This is a genomic window from Kribbella sp. NPDC051770 (assembly GCF_040681455.1).
Taxonomy (GTDB): Bacteria; Actinomycetota; Actinomycetes; order Propionibacteriales; family Kribbellaceae; genus Kribbella.
This window is the reverse complement of sequence record NZ_JBFAYT010000014.1, coordinates 107,616-130,923: the sequence shown is the minus strand read 5'-3', so window position 1 is coordinate 130,923 and position 23,308 is coordinate 107,616. Positions and strand designations below refer to the sequence as shown.

Below are 23,308 nucleotides of genomic sequence, written 5' to 3'. Positions count from 1 at the left end.
CTCTTCAAGTGTGTGCGGATGCTGCCACCCGCACACGTCTACTTCAGCGCGGCGCCGACGTCCGGCTGGGCACCCAGCTGGGCTCGGAAGACCAGCGAAGTCGTCAGCGGCCAGACGGCGACCTGCGGTACGTCGTCCTCGTCCGGCTTCGCGGCCGGCATCAGCGTGACGCCCGCGACGATGTCCCCGCGCAGCTGCTCGACCATCAGGTACGTCGGCTTCGGCTGCGGCTTGAACGTGATCAGCGTCGTGGCGCCACCCACCAGATCGACCGACCGCGCCTGGACGATCTTGTTCGCCGCGTCCCGCAGCTCGAACTTGACGCCCGCGGTCTCCCCCGGCGCGGTCACCTGGAGCACCGCCGGCTGCGCATGCGCCGGCAGCACCAGGTAGCCCGGACCGCGCAGCGGCTCCGTCGCGCCGATCGACGCGAACTCGCGGACCGTCGAGTCCGTCACCCGCGCCGACGCCGTCACCGGCTGGTCGGACGTGATGGTGACCGCCGACGCGTCGCCGTGCAGCACCTTCTCCAACCGGATCACCTTCACCGACCCGGCCGGGATCTGCATCGTCGACAGCCCGGCGGGCTTGAACGGCCCGTTCGGCCCGTTCACGGTGATGTTCGCGGTGGCCTGCAGATCCGTCGGGTTGGCCACCGTCAGGATCCGTACGCCGCCACCCGGCGCGATCGCCGGCACGACGATCTTCTCCGCCGGCGTCGCCGACTGGTTCAGCCAGTCCACCCCGGCCGGGACCTTCCCGTTGGTCGCGTTGTCGCGGACCGCCGGAGCGACCCGGCCACCGGTCGACTCGACGTGCAGCGCCAGATCGCGCTGCCCGGCGGCGACCTGGCCGAGGTAGATCTCCGTGGTCCCCCGCGCCGGGACGACGACACCGCGCGCGTTCGGCGCCTCCAGCTGCCCGGCGGCGCCGTACAGGGAGACGTCGACCTCGGCGTTGATGCTGTCCAGGTTCGTCAGCACCAGCACGTCGCGCCGGCCGGGAGCGGCCGAGGCGCCGACGAACCAGAAGTCCGAGCCCGGGACGACGCAGGGAACGCTCGCCATGCCGCGGTTGACGCCCTCGTCCGCGGTCGTCGTCGCGGTCGCGGCGGTCCCCGCGGCGAGCGGGCCGGTGCCCTGGATGCCCAGGGTCGTCAGCTTGCCGGTCGGGGCGGTCGAGGCGATCCGGCCGCGGGCGAGCACCGAGCCGACCGGGTTCGCGGTCGTGTCGAGCGGCGCGATCGAGAGCGGCGCCTCGTCGCCGGCCGCGGTCGGCGTACCGTCCGGAAGGGTCGGGGAGACCGCGCTGACCTGGCTCTGCGTCTTGACGCCCGCACCGGGCACCGGGCAGGCGAGGGCGGTCCGGTTGACGACCGTGCGGGCCGGCTCCTCGACACCCTCGGCACGCGTGCTCGCCGCCTTGGGCTTGGTCACCACACCGACCCCGCCGGCCAGCGCGAGCGCGAGCACGCAGGCGCCGATCCGGAACTTGAGGTCCGACAGCAGGGCGGTCACGAGCTCCTCCGGGCGTGGGTGCCGTGCGGGACGGCGACAGTACGCCGGGCGCTCGGCAGGCAGAAGATCAGGGCGATCAGCCAGGCGATGATCCCGAGCACCCGCCACAGGCTGCGGACCTGGGACTCGACCGGGGTCTTGCCCTCGATCTTGGTCCGGTCGACGAGCCAGGACGCGTCGTTGTCGGCAGCGCTGGCCCGGGTCAGGCCCGGCAGCGAGTCGAGCGTCGACATCAGTGTCGGGTCGACCGGCGCCGGCAGGTACACGTAGTCGACCGCGAGCGCGGCCAGCTGGCGCCCTTCCTCACCGGTCCCGCCGCCACCGAGCGCGGACAGCACGTCGGTGATCGGCTTGGTCTGCTCCGGCTTCGGCGCCGCCTCCAGCGCACCCATCCGCGGCCCGCCCTCACGGACCAGCGAGAACCGGGTCGCGCTGGTCGGGTCCTTGCGGACCACCAGGATCGAAGCGTTCTGCGGCGGCCCCTGCGAGGACACCAGGTACGCCGGGAGGTCCTGCGCCGGGCCACGCCACAGCGGGCCATCGTCACCGCGGACGAGCCAGAACCCGGCCGTCACGACCGAGGCCACCAGCACGATCCCGAGCACGCCCTGGACGATCAGGTCGGCGGACTTGCCGACCGAGTCCCAGGCGACGGTGACGGTGACGATCCAGCCGGCCGTCATCAGGAACATCAGCGGCCCGCTGCCACCACCGAGGCGGCTGGCGATCAGCGTCCCGGCCAGACCGGCCAGCGCGGCGAACCAGCCGACCAGCTCGTACCGCTGCCGGGTCTCGCGGGTCAGGGAGAGCAGGGCCACCAGGATCAGCGGTACGGCGAACCACCACGGCGCGGGCGCGCCGACCGGCGTACCGGTCAGGAGGTTGGCCAGGCTGTCGCCCGGGCCGACGCCCGCGGTCGGAGGACCACCGGCCTCCTGCCCGAGCCGCGACGGGTGCAGCACGAGCTGGATCGTCCACGGCAGCACGAGCACCAGCCCGAGCACCACCGAGAACACCAGCTGCCGGCCCTGACGCCGCCAGCCGAGGCCGAGCACCGCACCGGCGGCCAGCGCGATGCCGACCAGCAGCCCGAGCGCCGGGGTGAAGGCGAACAGCACCGCCTGGCAGATCCCGGCGAACCACGCGGCCCGCCAGCTGCCCTGGATGACCACGCGCCGGCGGCGAGCGACCGTGTGCACCGCCGCGCCGAGCAGCGGCAGCACGATCGCGGCCACCACCGTCCCGATCCGGCCCTGCGAGATCGCGCCGTTGGTGAACACCGCCAGCCCGTACGCCGAAGCGCCCCACGCGCGCGCCACCCGGTCGACGACGAAGGCCCGCAGCAACGCCCACGCGGCCAGCGCCGCCAGCGGGATCGCTCCGAGCAGCAGCAGGTTGGTCGCACCGGACGGGCCGAAGGTGACCGTCGACAGCGCCCAGAACTGCGCCAGCCAGGCCGGCGGCGTGACGCCCTCCGGCGCGGCCGCGGCGGCGTGCCACAGCGAGGCGAGGGTCTCGTGCGGCGGAAGCATCAGGTTCGACCGGAGGACCCCGCCGCCGATCAGGCCGCGGGCGGCGACGATCGCACCGACCGCGAGCACCACCCAGGCGACCAGGAACGGCCGGCGGATCAGCTGCCGACGCCAGCGTGGTTGGTCGACGGCGACCCGGGCCGTGCTCTTGGCGCGGCGGGCCGACGTCGGCGCCTGCTCCTCGGGCTCGTCGGCCCAGGCCTCGCGCAGCCGCTCGGAGATCGTGCTGCCGGTCTCCTCCAGGTTGTGCCGCAGAGCGTGCACGGACCGGGAGAACAGGCCCTTGATCTCGTCGTACGGGACCTTGTCGAGGCGGCGGCGGTCCTTGCGGGCCTGTGTCCAGCCGCCGGCCAGGACCGTACCGAGCAACGCCGTCCACTCGTCGACCGCACCGGACGGCGTCTTGCCGATCAGGAACCAGGCCGAGCGCAGGATCGTGCCGGCCAGGAAGCGCAGGATCAGCAGCGGCAGCAGCTTGCCGGGGGCGTTCGCGAGGACGGTGTAGTAGGCGTGGGCACGGTCCAGCTGGTACGCGTGCCGCCGGGTGCCGGCCAGGGCGCGTTCGCCGGTGGCCGCGGCCTGGGCGTGGTAGACGACCGCGTCGGGTGCGACGCCGACCCGGAAGCCCGCGCGGCTGGCCCGCCAGCCGAAGTCGAGGTCGTCGCGGAACATCGGCAGCCGCGGGTCGAACCCGTGCAGCGCCTGCCAGACATCACGGCGGACCAGCATTCCGGCCGAGCTCACCGACAGCACCTGCCGCGGCTGGTCGTGCTGGCCCTGGTCGAGCTCGCCGGCCTCGATCCCGGTGTCGCGGCGGCCGCCGAGCGACGTGGTGACACCGACCTCGAGCAGCTCACGGTCGCGCGGCCACAGCCGCAGCTTCGGGCCCCAGATCCCGGTCTCCGGCGACAAAGTGGCCTGGAGCAACAATTGTTCGAGCGCCTTGGGGGCCGGTGCACAGTCGTCGTGCAGCAGCCAGAGCCACTCGACGACCGGGGCGTGGCCGTCGTCGCCGTACGGGCCGACCGCGGACGGGATCGGCGCGAAGCCGACCGCTTCGAGGCCGCGGGTGACCGCCGTACCGAAGCCGGTCCGGGCGGACATGCTGACCACCGGCTCGACGCCGGGCATCTCGGCCAGCAACTGCGCGGTGTCGTCGGTGGAACCGGTGTCGATCGCGATCAGCCGGTCGGGGCGGCGGGCCATCGCCCACAGCGCCTCGGTCAGCCGCGGCAGCCAGGCGGCTCCCTCGTGGCCGACGACGACGGCGGTGACGACGTGCCGGACCTGGGCGCGACCCATCGGGTCGTCGGTGAGTCCGGTCGGGAAGTCGACGGCGTCGAAGAAGTCCCAGCCGGCCGGAGCTTCGGGTTCCATCAGGAGCGCTGCACCTCAAGGGGAAGGATCGGCCTGCCACGATCCCTGAGGGTCACGGCGAGGCCTCACCTTACGCGAAGTGCGCAGGCGCCCGTAAACAGCCGCGGGCCCCGGTGGACAGTCGTCAACCGGGGCCGCACGCGAAAGTTTGTGTTGACTTGTGGCTAGACGGCCTTCTTCTTCAGCTTGCGGCGTTCCCGCTCCGACAGCCCGCCCCAGATCCCGAAGCGTTCGTCGTTCTGCAGTGCGTACTCGAGGCACTCGCCCCGGACGTCACAACCGAGGCAGACCTTCTTCGCCTCGCGGGTGGATCCGCCCTTCTCCGGGAAGAAAGCCTCTGGATCGGTCTGGGCGCACAGCGCCCGTTCCTGCCAGTTCGGCTCCTCCTCGATCGCCTCACCGTCGACAATCGCCAGCAGCGTTTCTGTCACGGTACGACCTCCTCGACCCTGTTCGTTCCCCTGTACATGTGGAGTGCGGTCCACATGCCTGACCTCGACCGTCCTGTGTGCTGAAAACGGTCCCCGATACCGAGTGTCCAACGAACGACACGGTTGAAATTACATTCCTGCAATCCACGAAAGTCAAGCCGTGGTCTGCTATTGGCGGCATCCGCAACACGGCTGCAAAAGAACGAGAGGCCTGTGTACACAGGCCTCTCGGACTCCTCACTGCGGTGTCAACCACCGGAAACCGTTCCAGGATTGGCACGAACCTGCCGTACGGGAATGCGTTGTCCGCCACATTCGGTGCCCGGCAGGGCCGTCGCTCAGGACGGCTGCGACCACCAGCCCTGCTGTCCGGCCTGGCCCTGACCACCCGGCTGCTGCGGCTGGTCGTCGTCCTTCGCGGTGTCGGCGCGGTCCTCGGAAACCCGCGGATCCACACGGGTTTCGTCGGCCGCCTCGGTCTCCGGCTGGGCCTGCGGCGTCGCTGCCGGAGCAGCCTCGTCGCCCTGCCAGGTCTGGCCGCCCTGCTGCCAGTTCTGGTCCGACCAGCCCTCGCCCGCGGCCTGACCGGCGTCGTGCTGCGGCTGCTCGGCTACGTCGTGCGCAGCGGCCTCCTGGAGGCCGGCGTCGTGCTGACCGGCCTGGTGCTGTGCCGGCTCCTGGCCCTGCCACTCCGACTGACCCTGCTGGCCGTACTGCGCGGCGTCGGCGCCACCCCACTGCTGCTGGCCGGCGTCACCGCCCCACTGCTGCTGCTCCTGCGGCCACTGCTGGCCCTGCGCGTCAGCGCCACCCCACTGCTGCTGGCCCTCGGGGCTCCACTGCTGGGTCGGCTCGGCACCCTGCGCCTCGGCAGCCGACCAGGCCTGCTGGTCACCCTGCTGGTCGTCAGCGGACCAGGCCTGCTGCTGCTCGCCCTGGTTCCAGTTCTGCTCCTGCGGCCACTGCTGGTCGCCGTGCTGCGCGGCGGCGTACCCACCAGCGGCACCCGCGGCCGCACCGGCGGCAGCGCCGGCGCCGTACTGGCCGTACTGGCTCTGCCCCTGACCGCCCTGGTCGTACTGGTTGCCGTAGGCGCCGTACTGCTGGCCCTGCTGGCCGCCGTACTGGCCGCCCTGCTGAGCGCCGTACTGGCCGCCGTACTGGCCCTGGCCCTGACCGGCGAACTGGCCCTGCTGGGCCGGCTTCGGGACGCGCACCGGGGCGGGCAGCGTCTGGAAGGTGTTGAGCACGTAGTAGCCGGAGGCGCCGTAGATCGCCAGCCCACCGAGGCCGACCAGGAAGCCGGCGATCTTCGGGCCGGCGTCGCTGGAGGAGCCGAAGATGGCGAACACCGTGATCAGGTCGACCAGCGCGGTCAGACCGACGATCACCAGCGCGGCCAGCGCGACGGTGCGGGCGTTGGGGGTGCGCTCACCCGCCTCGGCCACCAGCCACACCGCGACGGCCGGGACCGCCGCGAGCAGCAGGCCGGACACCTCGAGCGGGGTGAGGACGTTGCGCACCCCGCTGGCGGAGGCGGTGAACCCGGCCCCGCCGACGAACAGCTGGAGCAGCGAGGCCAGGGCGACCAGGCCGGCGAAGGCGAGAAGGATGTACGCGACCGGCTCTCTGAGCTTCTTGGTTGCGTCGGTGACCACGAGGGCTCCTCGGGATGTTGGGGGGCCGTGCGTTATTCAAGGCATCTGACGGATAACACACTTCGGAACTGTTGTCGGACGCATGGCAGCATAGTCGTGCGGTGGCTCGTCGCATTGACGACTCGTGCAGACTCTTCCCATGCGATTGACAGTGCTGGCCGGTGGCATCGGCGGATCCACCTTCCTGCGCGGCCTGCTGAAGGCCCGGCCCGACGCCGACATCACGGTGATCGGGAACACCGCGGACGACATCACCCTGTTCGGGCTGCGGGTCTGCCCCGACCTGGACACGGTGATGTACACGCTCGGGGACGGGATCTCGAAGGAGCGCGGCTGGGGACGTGAGGACGAGACCTGGGTGATCAAGGAGGAGCTGGCGGCGTACGGCGTGGAGCCGACCTGGTTCGGCCTCGGCGACCGGGACGTGGCCACCCACCTGGTCCGGACCCAGATGCTGGACGCCGGGTACGGCCTGAGCGCGGTCACCCAGGCGCTCTGCGAGCGGTGGAAGCTGCCGGTGCGGCTGCTGCCGATGAGCGACGACCGGGTCGAGACCCACGTCGTGATCGACGACCCGGACTCCCCAGGCGCCAAGAAGGCGATCCACTTCCAGGAGTACTGGGTCCGGCTGCACGCCGAGGTGCCCGCGCACCAGATCGTCGCGGTCGGCTCGGAGAAGGCCAAGCCCGCGCCGGGCGTGCTGGAGGCGATCGCGAACTGCGACGTGCTGATCCTGCCGCCGTCGAACCCGGTGGTCTCGGTCGGCACCATCCTCGGCGTGCCCGGGATCCGCGAGGCGGTCCGCGACACCGCGGCACCGGTGATCGGGCTGTCGCCGATCATCGGCACCGGTCCGGTTCGCGGCATGGCCGACAAGGTGCTGGCCGCCGTCGGGGTCGAGTCGACCGCGTCCGCCGTGGCCCGGTACTACGGCGCCCGCGCCCGCGGCGGCGTCCTGGACGGGTGGCTGATCGACACCTCCGACGCCGCCCAGCTCGACTCGATCGCCGGCGCCGGAATTCACGCCCAGGCGGTGCCGTTGTGGATGACCGACGAGACCCTGACCGCGGCGATGGCCGACGCGGCCCTGAGCCTGGCGGAGGCAGTACGCCGATGAGGAAGCACCTGGAGATCTTCGCGGTCACCGGACTGCCCGAGGTCGCGGCCGGGGACGACCTGGCCGCGCTGATCGGCGAGGCCGCCGACCTGCGCGACGGCGACGTGGTCGCGGTCACCTCGAAGATCGTCAGCAAGGCGGAGGACCGCCTGACCCACCTGACCCGCGCCGAGGCGGTCGACGCCGAGCTGGTCCGGGTCGTCGCGCGCCGCGGGGACACCCGGATCGTCCAGACCCGGCACGGGCTGGTGATGGCCGCCGCGGGGACCGACACGTCGAACACCGCGCCGGGCACGGTGCTGCTGCTGCCGGTCGATCCGGACCACTCGGCGCGCGAGCTGCGGACCGCCCTGAAGGACCGGTACGACGTCAACGTCGGCGTCGTGGTCACCGACACGCTCGGGCGGCCGTGGCGGGTCGGCCAGACCGACCTGGCGATCGGGGCGGCCGGCGTACGGGTCGTGGAGGACCTGCGCGGCACGACGGACTCGCACGGGAACGTCCTGGCCGTCACCGAGCCCGCCGTGGCCGACGAGATCGCGTCGGCGGGCGAGCTGGTGAAGGGCAAGGCCGACGGGGTGCCGGTTGCCGTACTGCGCGGGCTCTCGGACGTCGTCCTGGCGGTCGGTGAGCACGGTCCGGGCGCTCGGGCGCTGGTGCGGGACGCGGAGAACGACATGTTCAGCCTGGGCACCCGGGAGGCCGCGCGGGCCGCCGTACTGGAGCGGACGCCGCCCGGTGCGCCGCGCGAGGTCGACCCGGCGCTGTGGGACGGGCTGCTGGTGAACGACGAGGACGTGCACCTGGAGGTCGGCGACAGCGCCGTCACGGTCTTCGGCGACAACCCCGTCGCGGTCGGCATCATCGCCGAGCGGCTGGCCGTCCTGCTGCACGCCGAGGGGTACGGCGTCGCCGTCCGGACCGGTTCGGGCAGTGAGGCGACGGTCACGTTCGGCTCACGCTTGGACTAGTTTTCTAGGCAACTTCTCAGGCGGGCTGCGTACACTGCATCCGCACGGCGGCGCCGGACCGCCCGGATCGGAAGACCAATCACTGTGGGTAAAGCGTCGTCGCAGAAGCAGTCGCGCCGCGAGATGGTAGAGAAGATGCAGCGGGACCAGGCCCGGTCCGACAAGCGCCGCACCCTGCTCATCGTCGCGGCCTCGATCGTGGTCGGCCTGGCGATCATCGCCTACCCGGCGATCAAGCTGATCCAGGACTCCCGGACCCGTGACCAGGCCCTGTCCACGTTCGGCGTGGCGTCCGGCGCCGCGTCGTGCGACAAGATCATCGACGACAAGGCCAGCGGCACCCAGATCCACGAGCCCGACGGCAAGGTGATCATGTACCCGGTGTCGCCGCCGTCGTCCGGGCCGCACTACGCGACCTGGGCCCCATTCGGCAAGAAGTTCTACGCCGAGGACGACCGTCCGCCGGTCCCGAACCTCGTGCACAACCTCGAGCACGGTTACACGATCCTCTGGTACCGCGACACACTCCCGAAGGACCAGATCGACCAGATCGAGCAGATCTCGAAGGCCAAGCTGCCGGACTCGTCGCTCGGCAAGTTCATCGCCGCTCCCTTCAAGGAGTCCGATGGTGCCGCCTGGCCCGAAGGCAAGCAGGTCGCCTTCTCGCACTGGAGCGGCAACGCCCAGGGTGCGACCGAGGCCTTCGGTCACCGCCAGTTCTGCGGCTCGGTCTCCGGCGAGGCCCTGACCCAGTTCATGGACAAGTACCCGGCCCTGGACGCCCAGGAGCCGAACGGCGGCTGATCGCCTGTTCTGCCTGAAAGGGCACTCGATCCACCGGATCGGGTGCCCTTCGGCGTTCTGCAACAAGCTGCAACTGCCTGTCACCTCACTGGCGAACTGTCCTAGGCTCGGAAAGCGTCGGCGCTCGACGCATCCTGGATCAGGAGGCCACTCGTGCGAAAACTGACCCGCCTGTTGGCCGGCATCCTCGCCGCCACTGGTCTGGCCGTCGCCGGATCAACTCCCTCAGCTCAGCCGGCCAGCGCGACAGGCACTGCCTGGAGCGCGCCGCGGATCGAGTACTACGACCCGCAGTGCGGCGCCGGCCAGACGACGATCGACGTGTACTCCGGCGGCTACCGTGGCACCCTCTTGTGCGGAACCACGGTAACGAACGTGTACTGGACCGACGGTGCGGTCACTCGGCAGCACACGTTCGTGATCAGTCCTGGACGCTCCGCGTGGAACGCGGTCCACCAGTACCGCGGCGCGACGACGATCGCGGCCACCGGCTGGAAAAGTCTCGGTGGTGCGAATCTGACCAGCAGCATCAACGTCACGAACATCCCGAGCCCGGGCACCATCGACCTCGAAGGCGGCACCACCACCGGAGGCCTGTTCTGCCAACGCCTGCGGAACAACGCCTGGAGCGGCTGGTTCGCCTGCTGATCCGCCCCGCGCCGGCAAGCGCGGCTCAGACGTAGCGTTCGGCGTGGTCGGACTGGACCTGGGCGACCAGGTCCTTGACCCGTTCGCCGTCGGCCAGCGGGCAGACCATGGTGACGTCGTGGGTGTGCACGATGATGTGGCCGCGCAGGCCGACCGCGGCGATCAGGTGGTCGGGGTCGTCGGTGACGATCACGTTGTCGTTGGAGTCGAGCAGGCAGCTGAGCGCCGAGCCGTCGTGGCGGTTGCCTCGGGCATCGACCTCGTAGGTGCCGGCCAGCGCGGCCCAGGAGCCGACGTCGAGCCAGTGCACGGGCATCGGGACGACCACCACGTCGGCGTCCACCTTGCCCTGCGAGGCGGGCTCCATGACGGCGTAGTCGACGGAGATCTTGCGCAGCGTCGGGTAGATCTCGGCGAGGGTCGCCTCGCGGTCGGGGGTGTCCCAGACGGCGGCGACCTGGCGCAGCTGCGCGGCCGACTCGGGCAGCAGCGCGTCGAGCACGCTCAGCACCGTCTCGGCCCGCCAGACGAACATCCCCGAGTTCCACCAGAAGCGCCCGGTGGCCAGGTACTCCTCAGCCGTCGCGCGGTCCGGCTTCTCACGGAAGCGATCGACCACGTACGCCGCCGTACCGTCGATGTGGTCGCCGCGTTCGACGTACCCGAGCCCGGTGTGCGGGTGGGTCGGCTCGATCCCGAAGGTGACCAGCGACCGCGGCCGCTGCTCGACCAGCTCGAAACCGCTCTCGATCGCCTGCCGGAACTCGGCCTCGGGCGTGATCAGGTGGTCCGACCCGACGATCGCCAGCACCGCGTCCGGATCGTTGCGGGCCACCACCGCGGACGCGAGACCGACCGCGTTCGCGGTGTCGCGCCCGACCGGCTCGCCGATGATGTTGTTCTCGCCGAGCTCGGGGAGCTCCTCGCGGACCAGGTCGGTGTGCGCCGCGACCGTGCAGACGTAGATGTTCGCGGGGTCGACCAGACCGGCCAGCCGGTCGTACGCCACCCGCAGCAGCGAGCTCCCGGCTGCCAGCGGCAGCACCTGCTTGGGCTTGTCCGCCCGGGACAACGGCCACAGCCGCGTGCCCGAGCCACCGGCCAGAATCACCACGTTCCGCATGAGGAGGAACCCTACCTGCCCAGCCGACCAGACAACTTCATCAGCTGGTCTGCTCGTCCTCGGGAACCTCGCAGGCCTCCCCCGCCGGCAGATCCGGTACCGGCGTGGCCGACGGCAGCCGCAGGTGCGCCATGTCGGCCGGCACCTCACCGCCGCTGGGCACCCAGACCGCGTCCGACTCGCCGTCGATCCCGGTCGCGGGCGCGTCGGTGAGCCGGAACCGGTCGCGCAGCCGCCCGTAGAAGTCGGTCGGCCGCAGCCGGACCAGCCGCAACGGCCGGGTCGACCCGTACACCCCGATCCAGTCGCCCGGGTCGAGCACACCGCGCAGCTGCCCGTCGATGCTCACCGCGGCCTGCCCGGAGTGCGGCAGCACCCGCAGCCCGATCGGCTCGTCCGGGGCGGCGATCACGGTCCGGTTGAAGGTCATGTGTGGCGCGACCGGCGTGAACACGATCGCCTCCGTGGTCGGCGACAGGATCGGTCCACCCGCCGCGAAGCTGTACGCCGTACTGCCGGTCGGTGTCGCGACGATCACCGCGTCCGCCGAGTACGACGCGAGCAGCCGCCCCGACAGGTAGACGCCGAGCGCGACCTGGTGGTCCCGAGCCAGCTTCTCCAGCACCACATCGTTCAGCGCGGTCACATCGAGCGCGACACCCCACCCGTCCGCATCCGTCTCCGGCCGTACGGCGGGCGGCGGCAGCGCCGGGCCGTGCCCGTACCGCAGCAGCGCGTCCATGCCGGACGGGATCTCCAACGCCCGGGACGCGCGCATCGTCAGCGTCATCCGCTGCTCGATCGTTGCCTCGTCGCGGTGCACGGCCTCGAGCGCCGCCTCGACGTCGCTGCAGGCGACCTCGGTCAGGAACCCGACCTTGCCGAGGTCGACGCCGAGCACGGCCGCGTCGTTCTTGGCCGCGATCCGGGCGCCACGCAGGAAGGTGCCGTCGCCGCCGAGCGTGACGACCAGGTCCGGGTTGCCGGCGTGGTGCAGCTCGTCCATCCCGCCGCGGCGGTCCTCGTGCTGCTTCCAGACGTCGATGTCGGTGCAGCCGATGTCGTTGGTCTTGCACCAGGCACGGACCACGTCGGCGGCCTGGACGGCCAGCGGACGGCCCTGGTGCACGACCAGACCGAGTCGACTGATGGGCACGGTGTTCTCCTTCTGATCCCGGCGGGACCGGCGGATGCTCCGGCCCTGTCTGCACCACCGTAGGGCTTCCGGACAAGATCGCCACCGACGGCCGACATTTCCCTGACATTCGATCGGCAGGGTGGCCGGTATGACCACGACACGACTGATCCGCTGGGCTCCGCTGCTCCTCGTCGCGGTGCTCGCCACCGGCTGCGGGGGCAGCTCGTCGGCCGGTACGGCGGACAAGACGCCCGAGATCGCCACGCTGACCACGCCGACGCCCGGCAAGGCCGCCACCGGCAAGCCGTCGGGCCAGCAGTCCGCCGCCGACCCGGACGCCGGGCGGGTCCGGGAGCGGATCGACATGACCGCCGCCGACCGCGACCGGCTGTACCAGGGCTACCTGGTCTGCATGAAGGAGAACGGCATCGACGTGCTGTCGGAGCGGTCGAAGCCGAAGGAGTCCGGCGTACTGGGCAGTGGTGGCCGGACCACCGACCCGGAGAAGGCGAAGAAGGCAGGTGCGACCTGCGCGAACAAGCTGCCGCTGCCGGCCTGGGAGATCGACGCGAAGAACCCGGACGCGCTCGACTTCGGCCGCAAGGTCGTGCAGTGCCTGAAGAACAAGGGCGTCAAGTACGTCGAGCTGTCGACCGGCGCCGACACCGGCATCGTCGGCCCGTCGCTGGGCGGCCCGCAGAACGATGCCGAGTCGATCCGCAAGGGCATGGACCTCACCCCCGAGTGCCAGCGCGAGGTGGCCGGCAAGTGAGCACCCTCGGTACGCCGCCCGCCGACGCGCCGCGTCGAGCGGGCAGCCCCGGCCGCGGGCGCTCGCGGCGGGCCGTCGCGCTGGCGCTCGGCGCCGTGCTGGTCGCGGGCGCCGGCTACGCGGGCTTTCGCGTCTTCGACAAGCCCCCGCCCGCGGTTGCCGCGGACGGCCCGGACCCGGCGGAGACCGTCGCGATCCAGCGCACCGACCTCTCCCAGGCCCGCGAACTCTCCGGCGATCTCGGGTACGGCGGCCGCAAGACCGTGAAGACGCGCGCGACCGGCACGATCACCTGGCTGCCGAAACCAGGCACCACTGTCGACCGCGGCGACGTCCTGCTGCGCGTCGACGACAAACCGGTCGTGCTCTTCTACGGCAGCACCCCGCTCTTCCGCACCCTCGGCACACCGCCGGCGAAGAAGACACCACCGCCCGACGACAACCCCGCCGACCCGCCGAACTCTCCACCCGACTCCCCGGCCAAATCCCCGTCCGGCCCACCGCCGAACACCCCCGCCGACCCACCCGCCAAACCCCCGGCCGGCCCGGATGTGAAGGTCGTCAAGCAGAACCTCGCCGCCCTCGGCTTCCTCGGCACCACCGGCAGCGACAAGCTCACCCCCGCCACCACGAAGGCGATCAAGCAGTGGCAGAAGTCGCTCGACCTCGACCAGACCGGTGTCCTCGACCCGGCCTCGGTCGTCGTGCTCCCGAACGCCGTCCGGATCGACTCGATCGCCGTCGCCCTCGGTGATCCCGCGCCGGCCGACGTCTTCGGCGTCACCTCGACCGAGAAGGTCGTGACGCTCCCGCTCGACGCCGACGACACCGCCGGGGTCCAGGCCGGGGTGAAGGTGAAGCTCACGCTCCCGAACGGCAAGGCGACCACCGGCACGGTCCGCGCGGTCAGCACCGACGCGGCCCCGCCGCCGAGCGACGGAAACCCGGCCGACGGCACCAAGAAGCCGCAGGTCACCGCGACGATCGCCCTCGACCAGCAGTCCGCCGCGAGCGGGATCGACTCCGGGCCGACCACCGTCACCGTCCCGGGCGCGGTCCGCAAGGGCGTGCTCGTCGTACCGGTCGCCGCGCTGCTGGCGCTCCGCGAGGGCGGGTACGCCGTACAGGTCGTCGACGGCACCGCGACGTCACTGGTCGGCGTCAAGACCGGAATGTTTGCCGCCGGCAACGTCGAGATCACCGGCACCGGGCTGCAGGCCGGCCAGAAGGTGGTGACGACGTCGTGAGCACCCCCGTCGTCGAGCTGCGGAACGCGGTCAAGCAGTACGCCGGTGGGGTGCGTGCCCTCGACAACGTCTCGCTGCGCATCGACTCCGGCGAGCTGCTCGCGATCGTCGGCCCGTCGGGCTCCGGCAAGTCCACGCTGCTCAACCTGATGGGCACCCTCGACCGCCCGACCGCAGGCACGGTCGAGCTGCAGGGCCACGACGTCACCGCCCTCTCCGACCGCCAGCTCTCCGCACTCCGCGGCCGCTCGATCGGTTTCGTCTTCCAGCAGTTCCACCTGTCCGAGGGCCACACCGCCACCGAGAACGTCGCCACCGGCCTCCTGTACGCCGGCACGCCGCGCCGCCGGCGCAAGCCGCTGGCCCTGGAGGCGCTCGACAAGGTCGGCCTCTCGCACCGGGCGACCCATCGCCCGCACGAACTCTCCGGCGGCGAACGCCAACGCGTCGCCATCGCACGGGCGCTGGTCAACAACCCGGCGCTGGTCCTCGCCGACGAGCCCACGGGCGCCTTGGACACGGCGACGGGCCAGGCGGTCCTGAACCTCCTCACCACCCTGAACAGCACCGGAACCACCATCGCGGTGATCACCCACGACCGGGAGATCGCGGCCCAGCTTCCCAGAAAAGTAGAAGTCCGCGACGGCCGCCTGGTGGAGGGATGAGGGGGTTGAGAGGCCTCGCCCCCCGATCCCGCCGCGGCGCCGCCGCGCGGACGAGCGGCGCAGCCGCCAGCTCCCCGGTGCGGCTGGCGCTCTCCGACCTCTTGTTGCTCGGACTCACCCGACTCCGCACCAAACCCCTCCGCGCCGCCCTCTCCGCCCTCGGGATCTCCATCGGCATCGCCACCGTCGTGGTCGTCACCGGCATCCCCGCCTCCAGCCAGCAAGCCGTCATGGACGAGCTCGCCTCCCTCGGCCCCGACCTCCTCCGGGCCGCGGCGGTCCCCAACCAAGGCGAGGACCAGCCCGCCGGGTTGCCGACGGCATCGATCGGGATGGCCGGGCGAATCGGCCCCGTGCAAGAGGTCAGCGGTGTCGCCAACGTGCACGCCGGCGTTCGCCGTACGGACAAGGTCGACGGCGGCAGCACCGGGATCACCGTGCTCGCCAGCAAACCCAACCTCCTCCCGTTGCTCGGAGCAAAGATCCACTCCGGCAGCTTCCTCACCCCCGCCAAAGAACGCTTCCCGACCGTCGTCCTCGGCGCGAAAGCGGCGACCTGGCTCGGCATCACCGACCTTCCACCCGGCCAGCCCAAGCCGAGGATCCTGCTCAACGACACCTGGTTCACCGTCGTCGGCGTCCTCGCCCGCTCCCCACTCGCGCCGGACGTCGAGCAGTCCGTCCTGGTCGGCTGGGACGCCGCCAGGACCTCCCTGGGGTTCGACGGCCGCCCGTCGGTCGTCTACGTCCGCGCCACCGACGCCTCCCTCGAAGACGTCCGCGCGGTCCTCGGCCGCACCCTCAACCCCGAGCAGCCCGGCCTCGTCCAGGTCAGCCGCCCGTCCGAGGCCCTGGCCGCCCAGCGGATCACCCAGAACGCGTTCTCGACCCTCTTCCTCGGCCTGGCCGGCGTCGCCCTCCTGGTCGGCGGCATCGGCGTCGCGAACACGATGGTGATCTCCGTCCTCGAACGCCGCCGCGAGATCGGCCTCCGCCGCGCCCTCGGCGCCAACCGCGGCCAGATCCGCGGCCAGTTCCTGACCGAGTCCGTGGTGCTCTGCACGATCGGCGGCCTGCTAGGCGCCGGCCTCGGCATCCTCGGCGTGATCGCCTACGCCAACTCGCAGCACTGGCCGGTCGTCATCCCGGCGAACGCCCTGCTGGCCGGCATCGGCGCCTCGATCGCCGTCGGGGTCCTGGCCGGCGTCTACCCCGCCGTACGGGCGTCGCTCCTCACCCCCACCGAAGCCCTCGCCGCCGACTGACCCCACTTTGAGCACCACTCAGCCACTCCAGCGCCGAAAAAACGCCTGACCGGTGCCCAAAGTCGCCCCATCCACGACCCGCCATCCCCACTTTGAGCACCGGCCAGCCACTTTGCCGGTCCAGAAATGACTGGCCGGTGCTCAAAGTCGCGTTCGGGTGGGCGGCTGGCGCACCCCGTGGGCATTGGGGTGAAGGGGGCGGCGGGCCTCTGCGGTTGGCGGCCGAGGTGAGGGCGGTGGCTGGGTGCAACGGGCGGCGGGTGTCAGGGCCGCGACGAGTGGGGGCGGTGGTTGGTGTGCCCGGGGTAGACAACGCCGATTGTCAGGATCTCGTCCCGGTTGGCGTGAGTGTGCCGGGAGCAACGACTGGCCGACCTACAGTGGGGACCATGTGTGCGCAGGTCGTGCTGGCCGAGGACGACGCGAAGCAGGCCGAGCTGGTTCGGCGGTACCTCGAGCGGGAGCATCACCAGGTGGTTGTGGTCGGTGACGGGCGGGCCGCGCTCGAGCAGGTGCGCCGGCTGCAGCCGGATCTGCTGGTGCTGGACGTGATGCTGCCCGGGGTCGACGGGCTGGATGTCTGCCGGATCCTGCGGCGCGAGTCCGACCTCCCGGTGCTGATGCTGACGGCAAGGACCGAGGAGGACGACATGTTGCTCGGTCTCGATCTCGGTGCCGACGACTACATGACCAAACCGTTCAGCCCGCGCGAGCTCGCGGCCCGGGTCCGGACGCTGCTGCGGCGCGGCCGGCAGGCTCCGAGCAGTGCCGAGCCGGACCAGATGCTGCGCGTCGGCGGGCTGACCGTCGACCTGGACCGCCACGAGCTGTACGCCGACGGCACGAAGGTCGCCTGTACGCCGGGTGAGTTCCGCCTGATCGCGACGATGGCCGCGAAACCGCACCGGGTCTTCACCCGGGCCCAGCTGCTCGAGCAGCTGCACGGCATCGACCAGTACATCACCACCCGCACGATCGACACCCACGTGCTCAACCTGCGCAAGAAGATCGAGCCGGAGCCGCGCCGTCCGGTCCGCCTGCTGACCGTGTACGGCGTCGGCTACAAGCTGACCGACGCCTGAGATGGCGGCCCGCAGGAGCATCCTGGTCCGGCTGCTCGCGGGCGCCGTCCTGGTCTCGCTCTGCTCGATCGCGGCGACGGCGTGGCTGGCGGCCCGCAGTACGACGGTCGCGATCCAGCAGGAGCAGGGCCGGGCGCTGGCCGACGACAGCAAGATCTACGACGCCCTGCTCGGGTACGCCGCGACGCACGCCGCCTGGCCCGGTGTCGGCACGCTGATCGAGCAGCTCAGCCGCGAGACCGGCCGGCAGATCACGCTGACCACGAACGACCGCAAGCTGATCGCCGGACCGGCCAAGGACCTGGCCAGCGCATCGTCGGTGACGATCGACCCGTTCGCGGTCGACCCCGATCTCGGCGGCGCCGACCGGATCGACCCGCGGGTGGTCGGCCCGTTCAAGCTGAACGCGGCCGACCAGAAGTTCCTCGGCGACGTCGCGAAACGGGTCCTGAACTGTGTGCGCGGCCGGACCGGGGTCGGCATCATCCAGACCGCGCCGACCGGCCGGCCGCGGATCGTCGGCGCCAGTGAAGCGACCATCAGCAGCTGCGACACCCAGGGCGTGCTCGATCAGCTGACCCGCTCGGAACGCAAGCCGTACAGCGATCTGCAGGCGCTGATCAACACCTGCCTGGCCGGCCAGAAGATCCAGTTCACCGTCAAGCTGCAACCGGACCTGACCTGGTCGGTCTTCGACCCCGACGTCAGCGGCCCGGTCCCGCCGGACGGCGTACCGGGTGAACGGATCGAAGCCTGCGTCACCCAGTCCCGGCGGACTCAGCTCGACCCGTACGTCGCTCCGCTGGCGCGGCTGTTCGTGAACACCCCGAGCCGCGCCGAGGCCGGCTTCGACCTGTCGCCCGCGAACCAGAAGCGGATCGCCGGGGTCGCGGCCGCGGTGCTGCTGATCACGGTGATCATCACCGTCGCGGGTGGGTTCCGGCTCGTGCAGCCGCTGCGGGCGCTGACCCGGGCGTCGCGGCGGATGACCGGCGGGGACGAGTCGGTCCGGGTCCGCGTGCGGGGACGCGACGAGATCGGGCAGCTGTCGGCCGCGTTCAACGAACTCGCCGACAGCCGCGCCCGGACGGAGGCGTTGCGGCGCGCGATGGTGAGCGACATCGCCCACGAGCTGCGGACGCCACTGAGCAACATCCGCGGCTGGCTGGAGGCGGTCGAGGACGGCGTCACCAAGCCCGACCAGGCGTTCATCCAGTCCCTGAGTGAGGAGGCCGCGCTGCTCCAGCACATCATCGACGACCTCCGCGACCTGGCGACGGCGGACGCCGGCAACCTCCGCATCCACCCCGAACGCGTCCACCTGCCGACCCTGCTGGAACAGGTCGTCGCCGCCCACCACTCCGAGGCAGGTGCCGCAGAAGTCACCCTCACCTCCGCCCCCTCCCCGTCCGCGCCGGCTGGGGCGGACGGGGAGCTCGAGCTGGAAGCCGACCCGGTCCGGCTCCGCCAAGTCGTCGGCAACCTGGTGGTGAACGCCCTGCGTTTCACACCGGCGGGCGGAAGCGTCCGTGTCACCGGCCGACGGGAAGGCAGCGACGTGGTGATCGACGTGATCGACACCGGCACCGGCATCTCCCCCGACGACCTCCCCAAGGTCTTCGACCGCTTCTGGCGCGCCGAGCAGTCGCGCAACCGGCACACCGGCGGCAGCGGCCTCGGCCTGGCGATCGTCCGCAGCCTGGTCGAGGCGCACCACGGTCAGGTGACCGCCCGCAGCACCCTCGGCCAGGGCTCGACCTTCACCGTCCGGCTACCCCTCGGCACCTCCGACTGACTCGGAGTGCATCCGCGCGAACTCCCGCCGGAACTGCGGCCGCTCGACGATCTGCTCCGACCACGGCAGCTGCACCCGTACGACGCCGCCCGCCGCGACGGTGACCGCGAACACGGCGCCCGCCGGGTCGATGGTGGCCAGCTGCACGCTGACCGCGTCCGGGTACCCGCCGAGGGCGCGGACGATCTGCAGCGAGTCGTCCGCGTGATCCTCGTTCATGTGCCGCAGCACGGCGGTCACGACGTCGGGGGTGAACGGGTCGGTCATCAGGACGCCTTCTTCCGTCGAGCCACCAGCACCAAGGCGGCACCAGCCAGCAACAGCACGCCACCCGCGACCGGCAGCCAGAACGTCGCCCCGCCGGTGCTGGCCAATGAAGCACCCGTCGGCTTGGTCGGGGTGTCGCTCACGGGCGGCTCCGAGCTCGTCGGCGCCGCCGTCGGCGTCGGACCGGCCGTCGGCGTCGGGCTCGGCGTCGGCGTCGGTGTACCAGCCCCCTTCACAGAGAAGTTGCCACTAGCAACATTCTCCCCCGCCGCCACCGTCATCACATGCTTCCCCACCGCCAACGACGCCGGCACCTTCCACCGGAAGCTCACCTTCCCGTCAGCACCAGCCACGTACTGACCCACCGCAGCCTGCCGCTCCCCACCGAACACCAACGGAATCCGCACATCGAACGACCGATTCCCCGTCGACCGATGATCAGCCCGCAGGTACAGCACGCACCCGTTCGCCGCCTCGGCACACTTCGTGTTCTCGTCGAACGACTTCACCTCCACCGAGGTCGTCGCCACCAGATCACCCCCGATCGGCACCACCAGCTCCTCCGAACCGGCGTACGGATAGTTCGTGATCCACTGCGAAGTCCCGGACGCGCCGCTCATGTCGGCGCCCCCGATCGCCGGTGACGCCTGCTTCCCGGGCCCGTTGTCGACCGCGGTCAGCAGGTAGAACCCGCTGGGCGCCGCCACGGTGTTGGCCTTGCTGTTCGCCAGCCCGCTGATCCGCGCCGACACCTTCGCCCCCTCGGCCACCACCAGCTTGCCCCCGGCAACCTTCAGCCCCGGCCCACTCACGACCACCGTCTGCCCGTGACCGTTCGAGAAGCTGAACTCCGGCGCGCCCGGCGTCGACTCCGGATCGACCACCGCGGTCACCTTCGCACCGGCCAGGAACCCCGTCCCTTCGACCAGCAACTCAGCCCCCGGCAGCACCTCGTCCGGCGACACCTTCACCGCAGGTTCCACAACCGTCAGCACAGCAGCCGAAGACGTCGCCGACCCTGCCTCGTTGCTGAAGACCGCGCGGTACCGCGACCCGTCGTCCGCCGCCGTGACCCCGGCGAGACTCAACGCCGGTGCCACCGCGGACGGCGACGCGATCGGAGCCCAGCTCTTCCCCTCGTCAGCGCTGCGCTCCCACTGCACCGTCGGCACCGGCGTACCGGTCGCCGCCGCGGTGAACCTCACGGTGCCCCCGGCCACCACCGACGCCGCGACCGGCTGCGTCGTCACCACCGGCAGGACCGGCTGCGGCCCGGCGGGCTTGAAGGTGATCTTCTGGAACACGTCCTGGGACCGGTCGCCGCGATGGTCGACGACCTCGTTGTCCGAGGCCAGCGGCGAGTTGAAGCTCGCGATGTGGCAGGCGATCGCGAGGCAGTCCACGTCGACGCCCTCGTTGGTGAAGGTCACCGCCGTCTCGACGGTCGCCTCGAACGTCCCGTCCCCTCCGGTGACGACCCGCTGCGCACCCGAGAACGGCGACGGGTTCGACTCGCCGACCGTGCCCTGCGGCGTCTGCGCGACGTACAGCGCCCGGTCAGGCGCGAACCCGGTCCCCTTCACCACAACAGCCTGTCCATCCGCGAGATCGACCGCCGGCGAAACCGTCAACGCAGGCTTCACAGCGTTGCCAAAGGCAACCACCTTCAACAGCTCCTGCGCCGCGTTCGGCAGCGCCCCACCCGCCGCGTACGTCGCGACGCCGTACGTCCCGCTCGCCGTGTCTGCGGGCTTCACCGTCAGCGTCGTCTCGAACGTCCCGTCCGGCGTCAACGTCACGTACGCCGGATTCGCCGCCCCCGGCCGCGAAGCGTCCGGCAGCGCCCACTTCTGGTCGAGCACCCGCCGCGTCCCCGCCGCAGCGCCCTTCGACGGCTGCCACACCTCGTCGAAACTCCCGAACACGACGTACACCCCGGCGGGCAACCCAGGCGTCACCGGCGGCCGCGTCGACGGGTTCGCGGCCGGGTCGTACCCACTCCCGCGCACCGTCACGGTCGCCCCGGCAGCAGGCACGGTCCCCAGCGGCTGCCCGTCGGCACCGAGGAGCTCCAGCTTCGGCGTCCAGACCGGCGCCGTCGTCAGCGCGACCGAGAAGCTGATCGGGTCGAGCGCCGTCCCGGCCGCATAGAAGTTCGCGAACGCCGGAACCCCCGCCGCGGTCAGCTTGGTCGGTGCCGCGGTCACGGTGGCCACGCCGTCCTTGACCACCACCGGGTGGGCACTGAAGTCGACATCGGCGAGCACCACGTCGTCGTACGTCGTCGGCTGCCCGGTCTCCAGGCTCTTGCTGACCACGTCGGCGATCACGGTCCCGGCACTCCCGCTCGTCGTGACCCGGACGTCGGTGACGGTGACCTCGAGCAGCGGGTTGCCGGCCTGCATCTCGTGGCCCTTGAAGTAGACGCCGCCGGTGAAGCCGACCTGCTCGGCCGTGCCGCTGCCGCCCGGGAAGCGGAACGTGCCGTCGGCGTTCCGGGTGGCGGGCTCGCGCATCGTGATCGAGCCGTGCGCGATGCTGCCCTCGATGTAGGTCCGGAACGATGCCTTGAGCCCCCAGTCGAGACTGCCGACCGGCGGTCCCTCCGGCTCCGGGTCACCGCCACTCCCGAACGTCACCGGTACGGCGAGCTCGTGGGCCGCATTGACCGCGGAGCCGCCCGGGTAGGTGTAGACGCCGTAGTTGCGCGGGTTCTCGGCGACGATCTTCGCCTTCACCTTCACCTCGAAGGTCCCGTCGGCGTTCAGCAGCACCAGCCGCGGCTTCTGGTTCGGGAAGTCGGTCCCGACCTGGTCGTACGACGCCTGCGGCAGCACCCACTTGGTGTCGAGCAGCGTCCGCGTCGTCGAGTCGGCACCGGTGGACGGCCGCCAGTCGTCGGCGAACGAACCGAACACGACGTACACGCCGGCGGGCTGCCCCGGCGTCACCGGAACCCGCGTCGAGAGGTTGGCCGCCGGGTCGAAGCCGGAGCCCCGGACGGTGAGTTCCTCGCCGTCGGCCACGCCGGTCGTCTTGGAGACCTCCAGCTTGGGCTCGAAGACCACAGGGTTAGCAGCCACTGCGGACAAGGCGCTACCGGAAGCGACAACCAGCGTTGCCAGGGCGACGAACAAGCCACGGAGGCGGGTCATGCGGTGGGCTCCTTGCGGCGGCGGGTGGCGAGGATCGTGGTGGTGCCGACGACGGCCAGTACGGCGGCCGCGACGAGCAGGGACATCGTGGTGCCGCCGGTGTTCGCCAGCGGTCCGCCCTGCTGCTGCTTCACCGGGGTGGTCTTGTCGTCGGTGACGGTCGGCTTGGCCAGCGTGGTCGACGAGGTCGGCGTCGCGCTCGGTTTCGAGGACCCGGCGCCCGCGAAGCTGACCGGGATCAGCACGTCGGCGGTCCGGTCAGCGGTCCTGGTGTGATCCGCGCGGGTGCCGATCACGCACCCGTTCGGCGCGACCTTCTGGTCCAGGCAGTTCGTGAACTGGTCCTTGGCCTTCACCGTCAGCCGGACCTCGAACGAGCCCTTGCCGCCGCTGCGGGTGAACGGCGTCGCCAGCCCTTCGCCGTACGACGGCGGGTTGGACGAGATCCAGGCCGACGTGCCGGAGGCGCCCTGCATGTCCACGCCGCCCAGGCACGGCGACGGCAGTTGCCCTGGGCCCTTGTTCACGCAGAACGCGACGTAGATGCCCTTGTTCAGGTCGAAACCACGGCCGCGCACGGTGACCGAGGTCCCGGCCGGGTCCAGTCCCTGGCTCCGCGACACGGTCACCACCTGCCCCTGCGGACCGGTCGCGGCCGGTGCGGCGTTCGCGACCGACCAGATCCCCCAGATCCCTCCGACCAACAGTCCAGCGACACACGCATAGGTTAGCCTCACCTAACTT

19 protein-coding genes are annotated in these 23,308 nt (G+C 71.3%); 10 read left to right on the top strand and 9 right to left on the bottom strand.

Annotation, left to right across the window (positions count from 1 at the left end; genetic code table 11):
- Positions 1–38: 38 nt before the first annotated feature.
- The 4 genes from AB0M01_RS34105 to AB0M01_RS34090 all read right to left on the bottom strand — a co-directional run bounded on the left by AB0M01_RS34105 (position 39) and on the right by AB0M01_RS34090 (position 6,515).
- Positions 39–1,517 carry a DUF5719 family protein gene (locus AB0M01_RS34105; protein WP_363676611.1) on the bottom strand — a complete coding sequence of 493 codons (1,479 nt, stop codon included), beginning with the start codon at positions 1,515–1,517 and terminating at the stop codon, positions 39–41.
- Positions 1,514–4,426 carry a glycosyltransferase family 2 protein gene (locus AB0M01_RS34100; protein WP_363676610.1) on the bottom strand — a complete coding sequence of 971 codons (2,913 nt, stop codon included), beginning with the start codon at positions 4,424–4,426 and terminating at the stop codon, positions 1,514–1,516. The genes AB0M01_RS34105 and AB0M01_RS34100 overlap by 4 nt, the downstream gene beginning before the upstream one ends.
- Before the next feature lie 164 nt (positions 4,427–4,590).
- Positions 4,591–4,857, bottom strand: coding sequence for a WhiB family transcriptional regulator (locus tag AB0M01_RS34095; RefSeq protein ID WP_328334816.1), 267 nt, complete (start codon positions 4,855–4,857; stop codon positions 4,591–4,593).
- 338 nt (positions 4,858–5,195) lie between these two features.
- On the bottom strand, positions 5,196–6,515 hold the full coding sequence (locus AB0M01_RS34090) for a hypothetical protein (protein ID WP_363676609.1): 1,320 nt from the start codon (positions 6,513–6,515) through the stop codon (positions 5,196–5,198).
- Between the two features lie 139 nt (positions 6,516–6,654).
- On the opposite strand from AB0M01_RS34090, the gene cofD reads away from it, so the two are divergent.
- The 4 genes from cofD (at position 6,655) to AB0M01_RS34070 (ending at position 10,055) form a co-directional block, all read left to right on the top strand.
- Positions 6,655–7,632: a 2-phospho-L-lactate transferase gene (gene cofD, locus AB0M01_RS34085; RefSeq protein WP_363676608.1), complete on the top strand. Its 978-nt coding sequence runs from the start codon at positions 6,655–6,657 to the stop codon at positions 7,630–7,632.
- Complete coding sequence (locus AB0M01_RS34080; protein WP_363676607.1) at positions 7,629–8,603, top strand: coenzyme F420-0:L-glutamate ligase; 975 nt, start codon at positions 7,629–7,631, stop codon at positions 8,601–8,603. The genes cofD and AB0M01_RS34080 overlap by 4 nt, the downstream gene beginning before the upstream one ends.
- Positions 8,604–8,738: 135 nt before the next feature.
- Complete coding sequence (locus AB0M01_RS34075) at positions 8,739–9,407, top strand: DUF3105 domain-containing protein (RefSeq protein WP_363676606.1); 669 nt, start codon at positions 8,739–8,741, stop codon at positions 9,405–9,407.
- A 153-nt stretch (positions 9,408–9,560) separates the two neighbouring features.
- On the top strand, positions 9,561–10,055 hold the full coding sequence (locus AB0M01_RS34070; protein ID WP_363676605.1) for a hypothetical protein: 495 nt from the start codon (positions 9,561–9,563) through the stop codon (positions 10,053–10,055).
- A 25-nt stretch (positions 10,056–10,080) separates the two neighbouring features.
- On the opposite strand, the gene AB0M01_RS34065 is transcribed toward AB0M01_RS34070, so the two are convergent.
- Together AB0M01_RS34065 and AB0M01_RS34060 are read right to left on the bottom strand one after the other, a co-directional pair.
- On the bottom strand, positions 10,081–11,178 hold the full coding sequence (locus tag AB0M01_RS34065) for a mannose-1-phosphate guanylyltransferase (RefSeq protein WP_363676604.1): 1,098 nt from the start codon (positions 11,176–11,178) through the stop codon (positions 10,081–10,083).
- Between the two features lie 40 nt (positions 11,179–11,218).
- Positions 11,219–12,334: an NAD(+)/NADH kinase gene (locus AB0M01_RS34060; protein WP_363676603.1), complete on the bottom strand. Its 1,116-nt coding sequence runs from the start codon at positions 12,332–12,334 to the stop codon at positions 11,219–11,221.
- 130 nt (positions 12,335–12,464) lie between these two features.
- Between AB0M01_RS34060 and AB0M01_RS34055 the strand changes: the two genes are divergently transcribed.
- From AB0M01_RS34055 to AB0M01_RS34030, 6 genes are all read left to right on the top strand, one after another.
- Complete coding sequence (locus tag AB0M01_RS34055; RefSeq protein WP_363676602.1) at positions 12,465–13,088, top strand: hypothetical protein; 624 nt, start codon at positions 12,465–12,467, stop codon at positions 13,086–13,088.
- Positions 13,085–14,335 carry a peptidoglycan-binding protein gene (locus tag AB0M01_RS34050; RefSeq protein ID WP_363676601.1) on the top strand — a complete coding sequence of 417 codons (1,251 nt, stop codon included), beginning with the start codon at positions 13,085–13,087 and terminating at the stop codon, positions 14,333–14,335. The genes AB0M01_RS34055 and AB0M01_RS34050 overlap by 4 nt, the downstream gene beginning before the upstream one ends.
- Complete coding sequence (locus AB0M01_RS34045) at positions 14,332–15,000, top strand: ABC transporter ATP-binding protein (protein WP_363676600.1); 669 nt, start codon at positions 14,332–14,334, stop codon at positions 14,998–15,000. The genes AB0M01_RS34050 and AB0M01_RS34045 overlap by 4 nt, the downstream gene beginning before the upstream one ends.
- Entirely contained in the window at positions 14,997–16,265 is a 1,269-nt protein-coding gene (locus AB0M01_RS34040) for an ABC transporter permease (protein WP_363676599.1), read from the top strand. Before AB0M01_RS34045 ends, AB0M01_RS34040 begins: the two co-directional genes overlap by 4 nt.
- A gap of 389 nt (positions 16,266–16,654) precedes the next feature.
- Positions 16,655–17,347: a response regulator transcription factor gene (locus AB0M01_RS34035; RefSeq protein WP_363676598.1), complete on the top strand. Its 693-nt coding sequence runs from the start codon at positions 16,655–16,657 to the stop codon at positions 17,345–17,347.
- A 1-nt stretch (position 17,348) separates the two neighbouring features.
- Positions 17,349–19,142, top strand: a complete 1,794-nt coding sequence (locus AB0M01_RS34030; RefSeq protein ID WP_363676597.1) for an ATP-binding protein — start codon at positions 17,349–17,351, stop codon at positions 19,140–19,142.
- Here the strand turns inward: AB0M01_RS34030 and AB0M01_RS34025 are convergent.
- Genes AB0M01_RS34025 through AB0M01_RS34015 form a run of 3 tightly spaced genes read right to left on the bottom strand, consistent with a single transcriptional unit; the run spans position 19,119 to position 23,301 of the window.
- A complete protein-coding gene (locus AB0M01_RS34025) occupies positions 19,119–19,409 on the bottom strand; it encodes a DUF2470 domain-containing protein (RefSeq protein ID WP_363676596.1) in 291 nt (96 codons plus the stop codon). The two genes, AB0M01_RS34030 and AB0M01_RS34025, sit on opposite strands and share 24 nt — an antisense overlap.
- Positions 19,409–22,564: an HtaA domain-containing protein gene (locus tag AB0M01_RS34020; RefSeq protein ID WP_363676595.1), complete on the bottom strand. Its 3,156-nt coding sequence runs from the start codon at positions 22,562–22,564 to the stop codon at positions 19,409–19,411. Before AB0M01_RS34020 ends, AB0M01_RS34025 begins: the two co-directional genes overlap by 1 nt.
- Positions 22,561–23,301: an LPXTG cell wall anchor domain-containing protein gene (locus AB0M01_RS34015; RefSeq protein WP_363676594.1), complete on the bottom strand. Its 741-nt coding sequence runs from the start codon at positions 23,299–23,301 to the stop codon at positions 22,561–22,563. The genes AB0M01_RS34020 and AB0M01_RS34015 overlap by 4 nt, the downstream gene beginning before the upstream one ends.
- Positions 23,302–23,308 lie beyond the last annotated feature (7 nt).

Excerpts from the sequence above, each read along its gene's own strand:
- AB0M01_RS34020 (WP_363676595.1), bottom strand. The coding sequence starts at position 22,564 with ATGACCCGCCTCCGTGGCTTGTTCGTCGCCCTGGCAACGCTGGTTGTC.
- AB0M01_RS34075 (WP_363676606.1), top strand. The coding sequence starts at position 8,739 with ATGCAGCGGGACCAGGCCCGGTCCGACAAGCGCCGCACCCTGCTCATC.
- AB0M01_RS34055 (WP_363676602.1), top strand. The coding sequence starts at position 12,465 with ATGACCACGACACGACTGATCCGCTGGGCTCCGCTGCTCCTCGTCGCG.
- AB0M01_RS34040 (WP_363676599.1), top strand. The coding sequence starts at position 14,997 with ATGAGGGGGTTGAGAGGCCTCGCCCCCCGATCCCGCCGCGGCGCCGCC.
- AB0M01_RS34025 (WP_363676596.1), bottom strand. The coding sequence starts at position 19,409 with ATGACCGACCCGTTCACCCCCGACGTCGTGACCGCCGTGCTGCGGCAC.
- AB0M01_RS34100 (WP_363676610.1), bottom strand. The coding sequence starts at position 4,426 with ATGGAACCCGAAGCTCCGGCCGGCTGGGACTTCTTCGACGCCGTCGAC.
- cofD (WP_363676608.1), top strand. The coding sequence starts at position 6,655 with ATGCGATTGACAGTGCTGGCCGGTGGCATCGGCGGATCCACCTTCCTG.
- AB0M01_RS34035 (WP_363676598.1), top strand. The coding sequence starts at position 16,655 with ATGTGTGCGCAGGTCGTGCTGGCCGAGGACGACGCGAAGCAGGCCGAG.
- AB0M01_RS34030 (WP_363676597.1), top strand. The coding sequence starts at position 17,349 with ATGGCGGCCCGCAGGAGCATCCTGGTCCGGCTGCTCGCGGGCGCCGTC.
- AB0M01_RS34080 (WP_363676607.1), top strand. The coding sequence starts at position 7,629 with ATGAGGAAGCACCTGGAGATCTTCGCGGTCACCGGACTGCCCGAGGTC.
- AB0M01_RS34065 (WP_363676604.1), bottom strand. The coding sequence starts at position 11,178 with ATGCGGAACGTGGTGATTCTGGCCGGTGGCTCGGGCACGCGGCTGTGG.